Source organism: Streptomyces sp. NPDC043726, from assembly GCF_056436565.1.
This window is the reverse complement of the sequence record NZ_JBWKCI010000011.1, coordinates 185,149-201,789: the sequence shown is the minus strand read 5'-3', so window position 1 is coordinate 201,789 and position 16,641 is coordinate 185,149. Positions and strand designations below refer to the sequence as shown.

Sequence of the window (16,641 nt, the reverse complement as noted above, 5' to 3'; positions counted from 1 at the left end):
CGACATCTGTGCAGGCTTTCGATCGAATGAGCGGTCGACCACAAAACCGCAGGTTAGCCCAGCCTTTCCTTGCTGGCGGGGAGGGAATGTACAGCGTAGATTTGGCGTTGTCGAAGAATGGAACTTGTCCAAACTTAGCCTTTCCTAAGTCGAGGGGGACCCCACACATGGCCATCATCGAGACCGAGGCTCCACTCCACGAAGCCCACCGCGACAACCACACCCACCGCGATGTCAACGGCGGCTGGCTGCGGCCCGCGGTCTTCGGTGCCATGGACGGGCTCGTCTCCAACCTCGCCCTGATGACCGGCGTCGCCGGCGGTCAGGTCAGCCATCAGACCGTCGTGCTCACCGGGCTCGCCGGGCTTGCCGCCGGAGCCTTCTCGATGGCCGCCGGCGAGTACACCTCCGTCGCCTCGCAGCGCGAGCTCGTCGAGGCCGAGCTGGACGTCGAGCGCCGGGAGCTGCGCAAGCACCCGAAGGACGAGGAGGCGGAGCTGGCGGCGCTCTACCGGGCCCGGGGCGTCGAGCCCGCGCTGGCCAGTGAGGTCGCCCGGCAGCTCTCCCGGGACCCCGAGCAGGCCCTGGAGATACACGCCCGCGAGGAACTGGGGATCGACCCGGGCGACCTGCCCTCGCCCACCGTCGCCGCGGTGTCGTCCTTCGGCTCCTTCGCGCTGGGCGCCCTGCTCCCCGTACTGCCGTATCTGCTCGGCGCGACCGCGCTGTGGCCCGCCCTGCTGCTCGCCCTCTTCGGGCTGTTCGCCTGCGGTGCCGTAGTGGCCAAGGTGACCGCGCGGAGCTGGTGGTACAGCGGTTTGCGGCAACTTGCCCTGGGTGGCGCCGCCGCCGGTGTGACGTACGCCCTGGGCAGCCTGTTCGGAACGGCCGTAGGATAGCGCGACTGGAACTTATGCGATGGGCCGCATAAGTACCCGTTACTCGCTGGTTTCGAATGGTTAACCACCGGGCATGAGCCGTAAGCGCTGTGGGCAATGGTGCCTGCCGCGCACACGTGCGAGGTGGGCGACGACGCTCCCCTCGCCACCGCCGACTGGCACCGATCTGATCGATCTTGTCCCTGTCGGTCCCCATCACTTTCCGGCCGCCGCGCGCGGTCCCGCCGTCACCCCGCGGCGTCCGCATTTGGAACGGTGTATCCGGTTCCCGAGAACCGCTCCATCATGTAACCTGCACGAAATTTTGATCTCAGCGCCTATGACAGCGCAGATCACACGCAGAGGGCCAACGTCGTCCCTCGGCACCTGAAACATGCCACTGACGACGACGGGAGAGCCGATGCGTACGCCGCGCCAGCCGTCCCAGCATTCCGCGAATGGCCAGAACTGGTCGTTCATGGATGCTCGCCCTGCTGCGCAGGGTATGTACGACCCCCGCAACGAGCACGACGCCTGTGGCGTCGGCTTCGTGGCCACCCTCACCGGCGAGGCGAGCCACGCGCTGGTCGAGCAGGCGCTCACGGTTCTGCGCAACCTGGAGCACCGCGGTGCCACCGGCTCCGAGCCCGACTCGGGCGACGGCGCGGGCATCCTGTCCCAGGTGCCGGACGCCTTCTTCCGCGAGGTCGCCGAATTCGAGCTGCCCGCGGCCGGTGCGTACGCCGTCGGTATCGCCTTCCTGCCCGAGGAGGGGACGGCCGAGGCCGTCTCACGGATCGAGACGATCGCCGGTGAGGAGGGCCTGACGGTCCTCGGCTGGCGCGAGGTTCCGGTCGCCCCCGAACTGCTCGGCGCCACCGCCCGGTCCACGATGCCCGCCTTCCGGCAGGTCTTCGTCGCCGACGCCGCCGCCGTGCCCGCCACGGGTATCGCCCTCGACCGCAAGGCCTTCGTGCTGCGCAAGCGCGCCGAGCGCGAGGCCGGCGTCTACTTCCCGTCGCTGTCCGCCCGCACCATCGTCTACAAGGGCATGCTGACCACCGGCCAGCTCGAGCCCTTCTTCCCGGACCTGTCCGACCGCCGCTTCGCCTCCGCGATCGCGCTCGTGCACTCCCGGTTCTCCACGAACACCTTCCCGTCGTGGCCGCTCGCCCACCCGTACCGCTTCGTCGCGCACAACGGTGAGATCAACACCGTCAAGGGCAACCGCAACTGGATGCGCGCCCGGGAGTCGCAGCTCGTCTCCGACCTGTTCGGCGAGCGCGAACTGGACCGCATCTTCCCGGTCTGCACCCCGGACGCCTCCGACTCCGCGTCCTTCGACGAGGTGCTCGAACTCCTGCACCTGGGCGGCCGTTCGCTGCCGCACTCCGTGCTGATGATGATCCCGGAGGCGTGGGAGAACCACGACTCCATGGACCCGGCCCGGCGCGCCTTCTACCAGTTCCACTCCACGATGATGGAGCCCTGGGACGGCCCGGCCTGTGTCACCTTCACCGACGGCACCCAGGTCGGCGCGGTTCTCGACCGCAACGGCCTGCGCCCCGGCCGCTACTGGGTCACCGACGACGGCCTGGTCGTCCTCGGCTCCGAGGTCGGCGTCCTCGACATCGACCCCGCCAAGGTCGTCCGCAAGGGCCGCCTCCAGCCGGGCAGGATGTTCCTCGTCGACACCGTCGAGCACCGCATCATCGAGGACGACGAGATCAAGGCCCAGCTCGCCGCGGAGAAGCCGTACGCGGAGTGGCTCGAGGCCGGTGAGATCGAGCTGTCCGACCTGCCCGAGCGCGAGCACATCGTGCACACCCACGCCTCGGTCACCCGGCGCCAGCAGACCTTCGGTTACACCGAGGAAGAGCTGCGGATCATCCTGGCGCCGATGGCCAAGGCCGGTGCCGAGCCGATCGGTTCGATGGGCACCGACTCGCCGATCGCCGCGCTGAGCGAGCGCCCGCGCCTGCTCTTCGACTACTTCACCCAGCTGTTCGCGCAGGTCACCAACCCGCCGCTGGACGCCATCCGGGAGGAGCTCGTCACCTCCCTGCGTTCCTCCCTCGGCCCGGCCGGCAACCTGCTCGACCCGACGGCCGCCTCCTGTCGCTCGGTCACCCTGCCCTTCCCGGTGATCGACAACGACGAGCTGGCCAAGCTCATCCACATCAACGCCGACGGGGACATGCCCGGCTTCAAGGCCGCCACCCTGTCCGGTCTGTTCCGGGTCTCCGGCGGCGGCGACAGCCTCGCCGCGCGCATCGAGGAGATCTGCGCCGAGGCCGACGCGGCCATCGAGAACGGCGCCCGGCTGATCGTCCTGTCGGACCGGCACTCCGACGCCGAGCACGCCCCGATCCCCTCGCTGCTGCTCACCGCGGCCGTCCACCACCACCTCATCCGCACCAAGCAGCGCACCCACGTGGGCCTGCTGGTCGAGGCCGGTGACGTCCGCGAGGTCCACCACGTCGCCCTGCTCATCGGCTTCGGCGCCGCGGCCGTCAACCCGTACCTGGCGATGGAGTCGGTCGAGGACCTGGTCCGCGCCGGCACCTTCCTGCCCGGCATCGAGCCCGAGAAGGCCATCCGCAACCTGATCTACGCCCTGGGCAAGGGTGTCCTGAAGGTCATGTCGAAGATGGGCATCTCCACCGTCGCCTCCTACCGCGGCGCCCAGGTCTTCGAGGCCGTCGGTCTCGACCAGGCCTTCGTGGAGAAGTACTTCAACGGCACCGCCACCAAGATCGGCGGCGTCGGCATCGACGTGATCGCCAAGGAGGTCGCCGCCCGGCACGCCAAGGCGTACCCCGCCTCCGGCATCGCCCCGGCGCACCGCGCGCTGGAGATCGGCGGCGAGTACCAGTGGCGCCGCGAGGGCGAGCCGCACCTGTTCGACCCGGAGACGGTCTTCCGCCTCCAGCACTCGACGCGTGCGAACCGCTACGACATCTTCAAGAAGTACACGGACCGGGTGAACGAGCAGTCCGAGCGGCTGATGACGCTGCGCGGCCTGTTCGGCTTCAGGTCCGACCGGCAGCCGATCTCCATCGACGAGGTCGAGCCGGTCTCCGAGATCGTCAAGCGCTTCTCCACCGGCGCCATGTCGTACGGCTCCATCTCCAAGGAGGCGCACGAGACCCTCGCCATCGCCATGAACCAGCTGGGCGGCAAGTCCAACACCGGTGAGGGCGGCGAGGACCCGGAGCGTCTGTACGACCCGGCGCGCCGGTCCAGCATCAAGCAGGTCGCCTCCGGCCGCTTCGGTGTGACCAGCGAGTACCTGGTCAACGCCGACGACATCCAGATCAAGATGGCCCAGGGCGCCAAGCCCGGCGAGGGCGGCCAGCTGCCCGGTCACAAGGTCTACCCGTGGGTCGCCAAGACCCGTCACTCGACGCCGGGTGTCGGTCTGATCTCCCCGCCGCCGCACCACGACATCTACTCCATCGAGGACCTGGCCCAGCTGATCCACGACCTGAAGAACGCGAACCCGCAGGCGCGGATTCACGTGAAGCTGGTCTCCGAGGTCGGCGTCGGCACGGTCGCCGCGGGTGTCTCCAAGGCACACGCGGACGTCGTCCTCATCTCCGGCCACGACGGCGGCACGGGCGCCTCGCCGCTGACCTCGCTGAAGCACGCCGGTGGTCCCTGGGAGCTCGGTCTCGCCGAGACCCAGCAGACCCTGCTGCTCAACGGCCTGCGCGACCGCATCGTCGTGCAGACCGACGGCCAGCTGAAGACCGGCCGGGACGTCGTCATCGCCGCGCTGCTCGGCGCCGAGGAGTTCGGTTTCGCGACCGCGCCGCTCGTCGTCTCCGGCTGCGTCATGATGCGCGTCTGCCACCTGGACACCTGCCCGGTCGGCATCGCCACCCAGAACCCGACCCTCAGGGACCGGTTCGCGGGCAAGGCCGAGTACGTCGTGAACTTCTTCCAGTTCATCGCCGAAGAGGTCCGCGAGATCCTCGCCGAGCTGGGCTTCCGCTCCATCGAGGAGGCCGTCGGCCACGCCGAGGCGCTCGACGTCACCCGGGCGGTGAACCACTGGAAGGCGCAGGGCCTGGACCTCGCCCCGCTGTTCCACGTGCCGGAGCTGCCCGAGGGTGCCGTCCGCCACCAGCTGATCGAGCAGGACCACGGTCTGGAGAAGGCGCTCGACAACGAGCTGATCAAGCTCGCCGCCGACGCACTGGCCGCCGACAGCGCGACGGACGCACAGCCGGTCCGCGCCCAGGTCGCCATCCGCAACATCAACCGCACCGTCGGCACCATGCTCGGTCACGAGGTGACGAAGAAGTTCGGCGGCGCGGGCCTGCCCGACGACACCGTCGACATCACCTTCACCGGCTCCGCCGGCCAGTCCTTCGGCGCCTTCCTCCCGCGCGGTGTCACGCTGCGCCTGGAGGGCGACGCCAACGACTACGTCGGCAAGGGCCTCTCCGGCGGCCGGGTGATCGTCCGTCCCGACCGGGGCGCCGACCACCTCGCCGAGTACTCCACGATCGCGGGCAACACCATCGCGTACGGCGCGACCGGCGGCGAGCTGTTCCTGCGCGGCCGGACCGGCGAGCGGTTCTGCGTCCGCAACTCCGGTGCCCTGGTGGTCTCGGAGGGCGTGGGCGACCACGGCTGCGAGTACATGACCGGCGGTCACGCGGTGGTCCTCGGCGAGACGGGCCGCAACTTCGCGGCCGGTATGTCGGGCGGTGTCGCCTACGTGATCGACCTGAACCGGGACAACGTCAACGTCGGCAACGTGGACGCCGTGGAGGCGCTGGACGACGCGGACAAGCAGTGGCTGCACGACGTGGTGCGCCGCCACCAGGAGGAGACGGGCTCGACCGTCGCCGAGAAGCTCCTGGCCGAGTGGGACACCGCCGTGGACCGCTTCAGCAAGATCATCCCCAGCACGTACAAGGCAGTGCTCGCCGCCAAGGACGCCGCCGAGCGAGCCGGTCTCTCCGAGACCGAGATCACCGAGAAGATGATGGAGGCGGCGACCAATGGCTGATCCCAAGGGCTTTCTCAACCACGGCCGCGAGGTCGCCAAGTCCCGTCCGGTCGACGTCCGGCTGAAGGACTGGAACGAGGTCTACGTCCCCGGCTCCCTGCTGCCGATCATCAGCAAGCAGGCCAGCCGCTGCATGGACTGCGGCATCCCGTTCTGCCACAACGGCTGCCCGCTCGGGAACCTGATCCCGGAGTGGAACGACTACGCCTACCGCGAGGACTGGGGGGCCGCCTCCGAGCGGCTGCACGCGACCAACAACTTCCCGGAGTTCACCGGTCGCCTCTGCCCGGCGCCTTGTGAGTCGGCGTGTGTGCTGGGCATCAACCAGCCCGCGGTGACCATCAAGAACGTCGAGGTCTCCATCATCGACAAGGCGTGGGAGACCGGTGACGTCGCCCCGCAGGCGCCCGAGCGCCTGTCGGGCAAGACGGTCGCGGTCATCGGCTCGGGCCCGGCGGGCCTCGCCGCCGCCCAGCAGCTGACCCGGGCCGGCCACACCGTCGCCGTCTACGAGCGCGCGGACCGGATCGGCGGCCTGCTCCGCTACGGCATCCCCGAGTTCAAGATGGAGAAGCGGCACATCAACCGCCGTATCGAGCAGATGCGCGCGGAGGGCACCCGCTTCCGGACCGGTATCGAGATCGGCCGCGACCTCAAGGCGACCGACCTGAAGAAGCGGTACGACGCCGTCGTCATCGCCGCCGGTGCCACCACCGCCCGTGACCTCCCCGTCCCCGGCCGGGAGTTGACGGGCATCTACCAGGCGATGGAGTACCTGCCGCTGGCCAACAAGGTCCAGGAGGGCGACTACGTCACCGCTCCGATCTCGGCCGAGGGCAAGCACGTCGTCGTCATCGGCGGCGGCGACACCGGCGCCGACTGCGTGGGCACCGCCCACCGACAGGGCGCGGCCTCGGTGACGCAGCTGGAGATCATGCCCCGCCCGAACGACGAGCGGAACAACGTCACCCAGCCGTGGCCGACCTTCCCGATGCTCTACAAGGTCACCTCCGCGCACGAGGAGGGCGGCGAGCGGGTCTACTCCGTCTCGACGACCCACTTCGAGGGCGACGAGGACGGCAACGTGCAGTGGCTGCACCTCACCGAGGTGGAGTTCATCGACGGCAAGCTGACCCCGAAGCCGGGCACCGAGCGGAAGATCCCCGCCCAGCTGGTCACCCTGGCCATGGGCTTCACCGGCACCGACCGGGAGAACGGCCTCGTCGAGCAGTTCGGCCTGGACCTCGACGAGCGCGGCAACGTCGCCCGCGACGCCGAGTTCCAGACCAACGTGCCGGGCGTGTTCGTCGCCGGTGACGCGGGCCGCGGCCAGTCGCTGATCGTGTGGGCCATCGCCGAGGGCCGCTCGGCCGCCCGTGGCGTGGACCGCTTCCTGACCGGCGCCAGCGAACTGCCGGCCCCGATCCGCCCGACCGACCGGGCCCTGATGGTCTGACGGTCCTTTTAGGACCGCTCAAGAGACGTCCCGTACAAAGGCGTACGGAACATCGACGGCGCCTGCCCTTTGTCCCCGACCGGACGACGGGGCGGGCGCCGTCACCTTTCCTCGGCCTCGAGCCCCTCGAACCGCACCGTCGCGTCCTCGGTGTACGCCCCCACCTTCCCTTCCAGGTAGGGGCGTTCGGCGTCGGTGAACTTCACCAGGGTCTCCCCGTCCACCGTCACGGTGACCGAGGCCCCGCGCTGTTCCACCAGCACCTCGGACCAGTCACCCACCTCGTACTTCTCGTGCCCGGTGGCCAGGAACCGCTGCCCGCCCGGATAGGCCGGATCGCGCTTGCCCAGCTCCCAGCCGTTGGGCTTCAGGGTGATGTAGTAGAAGTGCTCCGGATCGGTGTACGCCCACACCAGCCACGGCACCTCCCAGGGATTGGGGTCGGGTTCGCGCAGTTGCTCCACCGTGCGCATACGGGCCTTCAGGCGGACGTCCCGGTACGAGGCCGTACTCACCACGAGTCCCGCATGGGTGGTCCCGGGGTCCTCCGCGGGCATCGGCGACAGCGTCAGCGAGTCGTCGTCGCCCGAGTTGGTGCCGTGGCCGTTGAAGACCGACAGCCACCGGCCGTGCGTGGAACCGTCGGCCCACGGTGTCGGCGGCGGTGCCGGTTCGCCGGAGGCGCACTGGGTCAGGGTGATCGCGAGCACTCCCGCGAGCGTCACCGCCAGGAGGACGCCACGCAGGAGTGAGCGAGTCATGCCGTCGAGTATGGCCCTCGCAGCCCTCAGACCGTGGCGTCGACCGGAACATCGGCGGCGAAGTCCTCGGCCAGCTGGGCCAGCACCCGGTCCGCCGCCCGCCCGTCGCCGAACGGATTGCCCGCGCCCGCCATCCGCCGGTAGAGCGCCGGGTCGTCGAGCAGTTCCCCGGCGGCCCGCTCGATGACGTCCGGATCCGTGCCGATCAGCCGGGCCGCGCCCGCCTCCACCGCCTCCGGGCGCTCGGTGGTGGTCCGCAGCACCAGGGCCGGCTTGCCGAGGCTCGGGGCCTCCTCCTGGATGCCGCCGGAGTCGGTCAGGACCAGATCGCACTCGGCGAGCGTGGCCGCGAAGTCGAGGTAGTCCAGCGGCTCGACCAGCGAGATGCCCTCGTGTCCGTCGAGTTCGGGCAGCAGCACCTCCCGCACGGCCGGGCTCAGATGCAGCGGCAGCACGATCTCCACGTCCCCCCGCCCGGCGAGCCGGCGCAGCGCCCGGCCCATCCCGCGCATCCGCTCGCCCTGGTTCTCCCGCCGGTGCAGGGTGACCAGGATCCGTTTGGCCGGGGTGCGGAACGCGGAGCTGCCGGTGCCCTCGGCCAGCACCCACAGCAGGTTGTCGATGACGGTGTTGCCGGTGACGAACACCTGCTCCTTCGGCACGCCCTCGTCGGTCAGATGCCGGGCCGCGCGCGCGGTCGGGGCGAAGTGCCAGCGGGCGATACGGCCGATCAGGCTGCGGTTGAGCTCCTCCGGGAAGGGGTTGTCGATGACGCCGGTGCGCAGTCCGGCCTCGACATGGGCGACCGGGATCTTCTCGTAGAAGGCGGCGAGCGCCCCGGCCAGCGCGGTCGTGGTGTCCCCCTGCACCAGGACCAGGTCAGGGCGCTGTAAACGCATCACGTCACCGAGTTCGGCGACCAGGCGGGCGGTCAGGTCGGACAGCTGCTGACGGCTGCGCATCACGTCGAGCGCGATCCGGCTGGTGACGCCGAGCAGGCCGAGCATCTGGTGGAGCATCTCGCGGTGCTGGCCGGTGGTGACGACGAGCGGTTCGAACCGGGTGCCGGCGGCCATCGAGCGGGCCACCGGCGCCAGTTTGATCGCTTCGGGCCGGGTGCCGAGCACCAGCATGGCGCGTACGGGCAGGACGGATGGAGGTGTGGACATGGCGAGCCCCCCTTGGGCGCGCGCGGTCGCAGGGCCGCGCGTAAGGGTGAGAGAGACGAGAGACGTAAGACGGCGGAGGTCGAAGACGGATCAGGTGCGCGCGGTCTTCAGCCAGGTCCGCTTGCCGGTGAGCATCCGCCAGAAGCCCCACCAGCCGGCGGCGAACCAGATGTAGCCGTAGAAGACGAAGACATGGGCGAGCAGCACCGAGCGCACCAGGCCGAGGTCCCGCTCCCGCTTGGCGTACACGAAGCCGTAGGCGTACGCGGCCGTGAACGACAGCAGATAGGGACCGAGCAGCCACATGGGCGACACCAGCGGCTGTCCCTCCTGGACCGAGGCCACGGTGGTGGCGCCCAGGGCGACGAGGAAGGACAGCGGAAGCAGCGAGGTGAGCAGGATGAGCACCGGGCTGGACAGGTGGTAGAGCAGGTCCAGCGCCGGACGGGTCGGCACGTCCCGCAGGATGAGCGGGACCAGCCCGGCCGACTGCAGGTGTCCCTGGAACCAGCGCGAGCGTTGCCGGATCAGCCGGCGCAGGCTGAGCACGGCCTGCTGGGAGACCGAGGCGGTGGTGCAGTGCTGGTTGGTCCAGCCCTTGGCGATCAGCCGGACGCCGAGGTCGAGATCCTCGGTGAGGCTGTCGCTCCAGGGGCCGTCCCCGCCCAGGGTGTCGAGCGCGGACAGCCGCATGAACTGTCCGTTGCCGCCCATGCCCACGCTGCCGATGAAGCGGCGGGCGCTCTGGAAGACATCGCCGTAGACGACGAACTCCATGTCCTGCATGCGGGCGAGCAGCCCCTGGCGACGGTTGTACATCCGGACGCAGACCTGAACCGCGCCCGTACGCGGGTCGTCGAAGTAGGGGTCCACCGACTGCACGACATGCGGGTCGAGACGGCCGTCGGCGTCCACCACGCACAGGACGATGTCGCCGGGGTCACGGCCGGCGAGCAGCCCCGACTCCCTGAGATGGCGCACTCCGTCGTTGAGCGCGGCGCCCTTGCCCCGGCGTGCGTTCGGGAGCGTGCGCCGGTGCAGCCGGACCCGGTCGGGGTCGGCGGCCAGCGCGATCTCGGCGGTGCGGTCGTCGGAGCCGTCGTCGATGACCAGCGCCATGAAATTCCCGGCGGGCAGCGAGGTGATTCGCGCCAGGCTTTCGGAAAGAACTCGCTCCTCGTTCAGACAGGCGATCAGGAATACATAGAACCGTTCTCTCCGGTCGGTCCGGGAACGGCGAATTCTGCGCCGAGAGAGCAGGAAAAGACTCGTGTTGTAGCAGCCGGCCAGCACGATCAGGGTCACGCTGGCCCACAGCAGCAACTCAACGATCATGGCCACCCCCGGCGCTGACCTGCGCTTTTCTTGTCTGTCTGCGCAGGTGCGTCCGGGCTATGAGTATCAGAAAGGCGGTCAGGCAGTAGAGCAGGAATCCGGCTCCCGCCGTGGCCTGCAGAGCTTTGGCCAATGGCAGTCCGGGTATCGCTTCCGGCGCGGCCATGGCCCCTGCCAGAGGCAACAGTGCCCCCAGCGCGGGTCGTCCGTACATTGTCCCCCCACATTTCAGCGCGTCCCCAACGCGCGATGGTGAACGTAGCAGACCGCCGGGGCGCATCAGAAGGGCGTTCAGGAAAAACGGGTGCGCCATTGACACCCTTCTTGATCGCCAAGAACAATCGGTGACTTCCTGCTGGAAAAACTCTTTGCCAAAAGCTTGGCAAAGTGGGGGGATTGATCGTGAGACCACTCAACGGGCCTCGGAGACGGGGATTTCCGAGGCTTTCCCTGCTGCTCTTACTCGTAGCCGCGCTGTTCAGCGGCACCTTCCTGGCGGCCGGCGCCCAGGCGGCCGGCGGCCAGGACCGCGACCACGGCGCATCGCACGGCACCCGGTCCGGACTCAACCGGGTCGACCTCAAGGCCTGGGCGAAGGCGCAGCTCAAGGCCGACCGGGCCCGCCACGACCGGGCGCGCGCCAAGACCGCGGCGGCCGTCACCCCGGCCCTGGAGACCGCCACCGGGACCACCTCCGCGCTGGCCGCGGCGGTCAGCCGTCAGGCGGAGCTGATCTCCCCGGCCGACATCGGCCCCGCCGCCGAACCGACCACCCTCGTCCTGTACGACACCGCGGGCCCCTACGGGCACCTCGGCGAGCTGTACGCCATGGCCACGGCCAACCTGGCGGGCCACTTCGGCAGCGTCACGGCGAGGCCGGTCTCGCAGTACACCGCGGGCCTGGTGGAGTCGTACACGGCGACGGTCTACATCGGCTCGACCTACTACTGCTGCGACGTCCCCGACGCCGTCCCGGCCGCCTTCTACCAGGACGCGCTGACCACCACCAAGCCCGTGACCTGGATGGGCGCCAACATCTGGAACATGGCCAACGCCGTGGGCGTCACCCAGTTCGCGCAGAAGTACGGCTGGGACCCCACGACGTCGTACTACGACGACGGCGGCTCCGTGGGAACCGTCACGCGGGTGACGTACAAGGGGCAGACGCTCACCCGGAAGATCCCGGCCGGGCAGGACGGCGGGGTGCTGCGCCCCAACGTGCTGACCGGCACCGGCTATCCGCAGGTCACCCGGCTCGCCGAGGGCCTGGACAGCTCCAACGGGCACACCTTCGGCTGGGCGATCCGCTCGTCCAACCTCACCTACGTCGGTGAGATCCCCTTCGCCTACGTCTCCGAGAGCGACCGGGTCATCGTCTTCGAGGACCTCCTCTTCGACGCCCTCGCCCCGGCCACCGCCGAACGGCACCGGGCGATCGTGCGCCTGGAGGACATCAGCCCCAACTCCGAACCGGCCGAACTGAAGGCGATCGCGGACTACTTGTACGCGGAGCAGATCCCGTACGGCATCAACGTCATCCCCGTCTACACGGACCCGAACGGCACCTACAACAACGGTGTCCCGGAGACGGTCGAGCTGACCGACCGGCCCCAGCTGGTCGCCACGCTGAAGTACATGCTGGACCGGGGCGCGGTGCTGATGAACCACGGCTACACCCATCAGTACGGCAACGTCGCCAACCCCTACAACGGCGTCAGCGGCGACGACTTCGAGTTCTACCGGGCCCATGTGGACTCCGCGAACAGCGTGATCTACGACGGTCCGATCCCGGGGGACTCCGCCGCCTGGGCCCAGGGCCGGGTCGACAGCGCGCTCGCCGAGTTCGCGGCGGCGGGCCTGCCGAGGCCGACGCTGTGGACCACTCCGCACTACGCGGGTTCGGCCACCGACTACCAGGTATTCAGCTCGAATTACTCTGCCCGTCTCGAACGGTCGCTTTATTTCGCCGGAACCCTCAGCGGGGTCTCGTCGGATCCGAACCGATTCATCGGGCAGTTCTTCCCGTACGTGGTGCGTGATGTGTACGGGACAAAGGTGATTCCCGAAAACATCGGGAATTACGAGCCGGAGGAATACAACAACCATCCACCACGCCTGCCGGCCGATCTGATCGCCTCGGCCAAGGCCAACCTGGCGGTACGGGACGGCTTCGCCAGCTTCTTCTACCACCCGTACTTCCCGGTCCAGCCGCTGAAGGAGACCGTGGAGGGCATCAAGGCCCTGGGCTACACCTTCGTCAGCCCCGCGAGCCTGTGAGGCGCCAGTGAGGGGGAGGACCGTCGCCGTCGTGGCGGCGGTCCTCCTCGCCGTGGGCGGATGCCGGCCGGGGCCTCCGGGGCCTCCGGAGCCTGAGGAGGCGCCCGTGATCCGGGGCATCACCCTGCCCTCCTGGTACCGCACCGACTACGCGAGCCCCGCCGCGGACCGCTACCTCCGGGACATCAGGGCCACCGGGGCGCGCTGGGTCACCTTCACGCCGACCTGGTACCAGAAGCGCCGGGGCGACGCGGTGATCCGGCGCACCGACGAGACCGCGAGCGACGCGAGCCTGCGCGGGATCGTGCGACGCGCCCACGCCCACGGCCTGAAGGTCATGATCAAGCCCCATGTCGACCTGCCCGGCGACGGCGACCGCGCCGAGATCCGCCCGCGCGACCGCGAAGCCTGGTTCACCTCGTACCGCCGCTTCATCACCCACTACGCCGACCTCGCCACCGCCACGGGGGCCGAGCAGTTCGCGGTCGGCACCGAACTCGCGGGCGTCTCCGGCGACCGGGCCGCCTGGACCGAGGTGATCGCCTCCGTCCGCGACCACTACGACGGCACCCTCACCTACGCCGCCAACTACGACGAGTACCGGCGCGTCGGCTTCTGGCGCGAGCTCGACCTGATCGGCATCGACGCCTACTGGCCGCTGTCGGAGCGGCCCACCCGTTCCGTCGACCGGCTGCGCGCGTCGTGGCGGCCGATCGGCGACCGGCTCGCCGCCTACTCCCGCGAGCAGGGCCGCCGCATCCTGTTCACCGAGGCCGGGTACGTCAGCCAGCGCGGGACGACGACCGCCCCGTACGACTGGACGGTCAGCAGCCGCCCCGACACCGCCGAACAGGCCGCCGCCTACCGGGCGCTGCTGGACACCTTCACCGGCCGCCGCTGGTGGGCCGGCGTCTGCTGGTGGATGTGGGACGACTGGCCGGACAGCGGGGAGACCCCGAGCAAGCTGTCGTACAGCCCGCACGGGAAGCCGGCCGAGAAGGTGCTCAGAGAGCGGTGGGCCTAAGGGATCCGGTACGGCTCCCCGTACATCCGCCAGTTCAGCGGTGTGTCCAGCGACATGTTGCCGTTGTACAGCCACTGGCGCTGAGCGGTGTCGACGCGGCTGGTGTCCGCGGTCGACTTCTTCCGCTTCATGGCCTGCTCGCGGATGTCGAGGAAGATGTCGAGGTACGCCTTCTCCGATCCGCCCCGGGACGGCAGCCTCGCCTCGTGCAGGGCGCGCTCGCGCAGGCCGTAGAAGCCGTTCGGGCTCGGGTCGGGGCCGTGCAGGACCATCGCGTCGTAGTAGACGAACTGCCCCAGCGTGCCCAGGCCGTCGAGCTTGGCGAGCCGGACCGCGGGGTTGAAGTACACGTCGTCCCGCTCCTGGTCCTGCGCCTGGCGGAAGGCCGGCTTCTCCGCCTCCGCCTTCCAGGCCGCGGTGAAGCCGGGGTCCAGGCCCTCGTGCGAGTCCGTGCCGTCCACCTCGCGCAGGGCGGGCAGATAGCGGGCCAGGCCGTTGCCGGGGTGGGCCTTCGTGTACCGCTCCACCAGGGCGAGCAGATCGTGCGTGCCGGTGCAGAAGCCGATGACGCCGGCCGTGTAGCCGCAGCCGTCGCCGTTGTCCTCGACGCTGCCGTAGCCCAGGCGCCAGTTCAGGGTGGAGAACTCGGCCGTGGCCGTGATCTTCAGGGCCAGTTCCTTCTTGGCGGGGTCGGCGAGGCCCGCCGGGAGGCTCGCGATCGTCTTCTCGTCCTCGGCCCGTTCCGTCTCGGCCCGCTCCTTGGCCTCCTCGCGAGCGAGCTGCGCCGCCGAGATCGGCGGTCCCGCCGGGCTCTGCGCGGAGTCGGAGGGCATCAGGAAGTAGGCCGCCGCCGTGAGCGCGACGGGAACGGCCGCGAACGCCAGGATTCCGGTACGTCTCACTTCAGGCCCCCGACTCTCACCACGGCCACCAGCACCAGCAGCGCCAGCACCGCCGCGCAGGCCACCGCCTGCACGAGCGTCCGGCGCGGACCTCGGGGCACGTAGGCGTACGCCAGTGCCACCACCCCGCCGGTCAGCAGGCCGCCGAGGTGGCCCTGCCAGGAGGTCAGTCCCGCGGAGATCAGCAGCCACAGCAGCAGGAAGGCCATGAAGCGGTTGACGGACGCCATGTCGGCGCCGATCCGCCGGGCCATGACGTAGTACGCGGCGCCCAGGCCGAAGATCGCGCCGGACGCGCCCAGCGTGGACTGGCCCGGGTCGTCCAGCAGCAGCACGAGGACCGAACCGCCGAGTGCGGACAGCAGGTACAGGGCGAGGTAACGGGTGCGCCCGAGCATGGGCTCCACCGTCCGGCCGAGCGTCCACAGCGAGAACATGTTCACCACGATGTGCAGCAGCCCGAAGGTGCCGTCCGTCGGCGGCTGATGCAGAAACGCGCTGGTGAGCAGCCGCTCCCACTCCCCGGCGACCAGGCCCTCCGGCTCGAAGACCGCCGGGTACGGCGCCTGGTAGACGTAGGCGACGCCGTCCGGGCCCACCAGCCGGGCCCCGATCATCGAGAACCGCTCCACGATCTCCGGGCGCACCACCTCGGCCAGGTACGCCAGCAGGTTCAGCGCGATCAGGGCGTACGTCACCACCGGCGTGCGCGAGATCCGGCCGCCGACGACCGTGCGGGCCTGGCGCACCGACTTCGTGCCCTCCCGCACGCACTCGGGGCACTGGAAACCGACGGCCGCGTCCCGCATGCAGTCCGGGCAGATGTGCCGCTCGCAGCGGGTGCAGCGGATGTGTGACTCCACCGCCGGATGGCGATAGCAGGTCGTGACGGCGGACTCGGGTTCCACGCCGGCTCCTCGGAAGGCATCGGGGACTGTTCTGAGCCGGTGGGGACGGCGGCGAACAAAATAACCAACAGCTGTGGATGCCGGGAGAGGAGGGTCGCCCGTGCCGTAACCTCGGCAGGCGATCGGTCGAGTCGAGGGGGGTCCGCATGGCGGCCATCAGTCTCAGCAAGGTGGAGGAGACCGCGCCCGCGCTGGTCAGCCTGTACAAGAGCGCCGGGGTGTCGCTCACCAAGCACGGGCTGGACGGGCTGCGCGCCGCGGTGTACCTGGTGGTCGACTACTCCGGCTCGATGAAGCCGTACTACAAGGACGGCAGTGTGCAGGCGCTCGCCGACCGGGTGCTCGGGCTCTCCGCCCACCTGGACGACGACGGCCGGGTGCCGGTCGTCTTCTTCTCCACGGACGTCGACGCCGAGACCGACATCGCCCTCGCCGAGCACCAGGGGCGGATCGAGCGGATCGTGGCCGGCCTCGGGCACATGGGCAAGACCAGCTACCACCTCGCCATGGACGCCGTCATCGACCACTACCTCGACAGCGGCTCCCGCGAACCCGCCCTGGTGGTGTTCCAGACCGACGGCGGCCCGATCAACAAGCTCGCCGCGGAACGGTATCTGTGCAAGGCGGCCCGGCTCCCGCTGTTCTGGCAGTTCATCGGCTTCGGGGACCCGTCGAGCAAGCAGTTCGACTATCTGCGCAAGCTCGACGAGCTGTCCGTCCCGGCCAAGCGGGTCGTCGACAACGCCGGTTTCTTCCACGCGGGCCAGGACCCGCGCAAGGTCTCCGACAGCGAGCTGTACGACCGCTTGGTCGGCGAGTTCCCGAAGTGGCTGGTGGCCGCGCGGGCGCAGGGGATCGTCCCGCCCCGGGCCTGAACCGGCCCACGCCCCGTTGGCTCAGGCGTACGA

Annotated in this window: 11 protein-coding genes; 6 read left to right on the top strand and 5 right to left on the bottom strand. The window is 69.7% G+C overall.

Going from position 1 to position 16,641, the window contains the following annotated elements:
* Nucleotides 1-167: 167 nt before the first annotated feature.
* From AC068Z_RS30360 to AC068Z_RS30350, 3 genes are all read left to right on the top strand, one after another.
* Nucleotides 168-899, top strand: coding sequence for a VIT1/CCC1 transporter family protein (locus AC068Z_RS30360; RefSeq protein ID WP_478562595.1), 732 nt, complete (start codon nt 168-170; stop codon nt 897-899).
* Nucleotides 900-1,299: 400 nt separating this feature from the next.
* On the top strand, nt 1,300-5,901 hold the full coding sequence (gene gltB, locus AC068Z_RS30355) for a glutamate synthase large subunit (RefSeq protein WP_478562592.1): 4,602 nt from the start codon (nt 1,300-1,302) through the stop codon (nt 5,899-5,901).
* Nucleotides 5,894-7,357 carry a glutamate synthase subunit beta gene (locus AC068Z_RS30350; protein WP_478562589.1) on the top strand — a complete coding sequence of 488 codons (1,464 nt, stop codon included), beginning with the start codon at nt 5,894-5,896 and terminating at the stop codon, nt 7,355-7,357. The genes gltB and AC068Z_RS30350 overlap by 8 nt, the downstream gene beginning before the upstream one ends.
* Nucleotides 7,358-7,458: 101 nt before the next feature.
* Here the strand turns inward: AC068Z_RS30350 and AC068Z_RS30345 are convergent, their stop codons facing one another.
* The 3 genes from AC068Z_RS30345 to AC068Z_RS30335 all read right to left on the bottom strand — a co-directional run bounded on the left by AC068Z_RS30345 (nt 7,459) and on the right by AC068Z_RS30335 (nt 10,622).
* A complete protein-coding gene (locus AC068Z_RS30345) occupies nt 7,459-8,118 on the bottom strand; it encodes a 3-keto-alpha-glucoside-1,2-lyase-like domain-containing protein (RefSeq protein WP_478562586.1) in 660 nt (219 codons plus the stop codon).
* Between the two features lie 26 nt (nt 8,119-8,144).
* Nucleotides 8,145-9,287 (bottom strand): non-hydrolyzing UDP-N-acetylglucosamine 2-epimerase, encoded by a 1,143-nt coding sequence (wecB, locus tag AC068Z_RS30340; RefSeq protein WP_478562583.1) that lies wholly within the window; start codon nt 9,285-9,287, stop codon nt 8,145-8,147.
* Between the two features lie 90 nt (nt 9,288-9,377).
* Nucleotides 9,378-10,622, bottom strand: a complete 1,245-nt coding sequence (locus AC068Z_RS30335; RefSeq protein WP_478562580.1) for a glycosyltransferase family 2 protein — start codon at nt 10,620-10,622, stop codon at nt 9,378-9,380.
* Nucleotides 10,623-11,024: 402 nt separating this feature from the next.
* Here AC068Z_RS30335 and AC068Z_RS30330 point away from each other — a divergent pair, with 402 nt between their 5' ends.
* Complete coding sequence (locus AC068Z_RS30330) at nt 11,025-12,899, top strand: DUF2334 domain-containing protein (RefSeq protein WP_478562577.1); 1,875 nt, start codon at nt 11,025-11,027, stop codon at nt 12,897-12,899.
* Nucleotides 12,900-13,005: 106 nt separating this feature from the next.
* Nucleotides 13,006-13,923 (top strand): glycoside hydrolase family 113, encoded by a 918-nt coding sequence (locus AC068Z_RS30325; RefSeq protein ID WP_478562574.1) that lies wholly within the window; start codon nt 13,006-13,008, stop codon nt 13,921-13,923.
* Here AC068Z_RS30325 and AC068Z_RS30320 read toward each other — a convergent pair.
* Nucleotides 13,920-14,825, bottom strand: a complete 906-nt coding sequence (locus AC068Z_RS30320) for a chitosanase (RefSeq protein WP_478562571.1) — start codon at nt 14,823-14,825, stop codon at nt 13,920-13,922. The two genes, AC068Z_RS30325 and AC068Z_RS30320, sit on opposite strands and share 4 nt — an antisense overlap.
* Nucleotides 14,822-15,733 carry a rhomboid family intramembrane serine protease gene (locus AC068Z_RS30315; RefSeq protein ID WP_478562568.1) on the bottom strand — a complete coding sequence of 304 codons (912 nt, stop codon included), beginning with the start codon at nt 15,731-15,733 and terminating at the stop codon, nt 14,822-14,824. The genes AC068Z_RS30320 and AC068Z_RS30315 overlap by 4 nt, the downstream gene beginning before the upstream one ends.
* Before the next feature lie 146 nt (nt 15,734-15,879).
* Between AC068Z_RS30315 and AC068Z_RS30310 the strand changes: the two genes are divergently transcribed.
* Nucleotides 15,880-16,608, top strand: a complete 729-nt coding sequence (locus tag AC068Z_RS30310) for a vWA domain-containing protein (protein WP_478562565.1) — start codon at nt 15,880-15,882, stop codon at nt 16,606-16,608.
* Nucleotides 16,609-16,641 lie beyond the last annotated feature (33 nt).

Coding starts and splice junctions, on each gene's coding strand:
- AC068Z_RS30345 (WP_478562586.1), bottom strand. CDS start 8,118: ATGACTCGCTCACTCCTGCGTGGCGTCCTCCTGGCGGTGACGCTCGCG.
- wecB (WP_478562583.1), bottom strand. CDS start 9,287: ATGTCCACACCTCCATCCGTCCTGCCCGTACGCGCCATGCTGGTGCTC.
- AC068Z_RS30350 (WP_478562589.1), top strand. CDS start 5,894: ATGGCTGATCCCAAGGGCTTTCTCAACCACGGCCGCGAGGTCGCCAAG.
- gltB (WP_478562592.1), top strand. CDS start 1,300: ATGCGTACGCCGCGCCAGCCGTCCCAGCATTCCGCGAATGGCCAGAAC.
- AC068Z_RS30310 (WP_478562565.1), top strand. CDS start 15,880: ATGGCGGCCATCAGTCTCAGCAAGGTGGAGGAGACCGCGCCCGCGCTG.
- AC068Z_RS30335 (WP_478562580.1), bottom strand. CDS start 10,622: ATGATCGTTGAGTTGCTGCTGTGGGCCAGCGTGACCCTGATCGTGCTG.
- AC068Z_RS30360 (WP_478562595.1), top strand. CDS start 168: ATGGCCATCATCGAGACCGAGGCTCCACTCCACGAAGCCCACCGCGAC.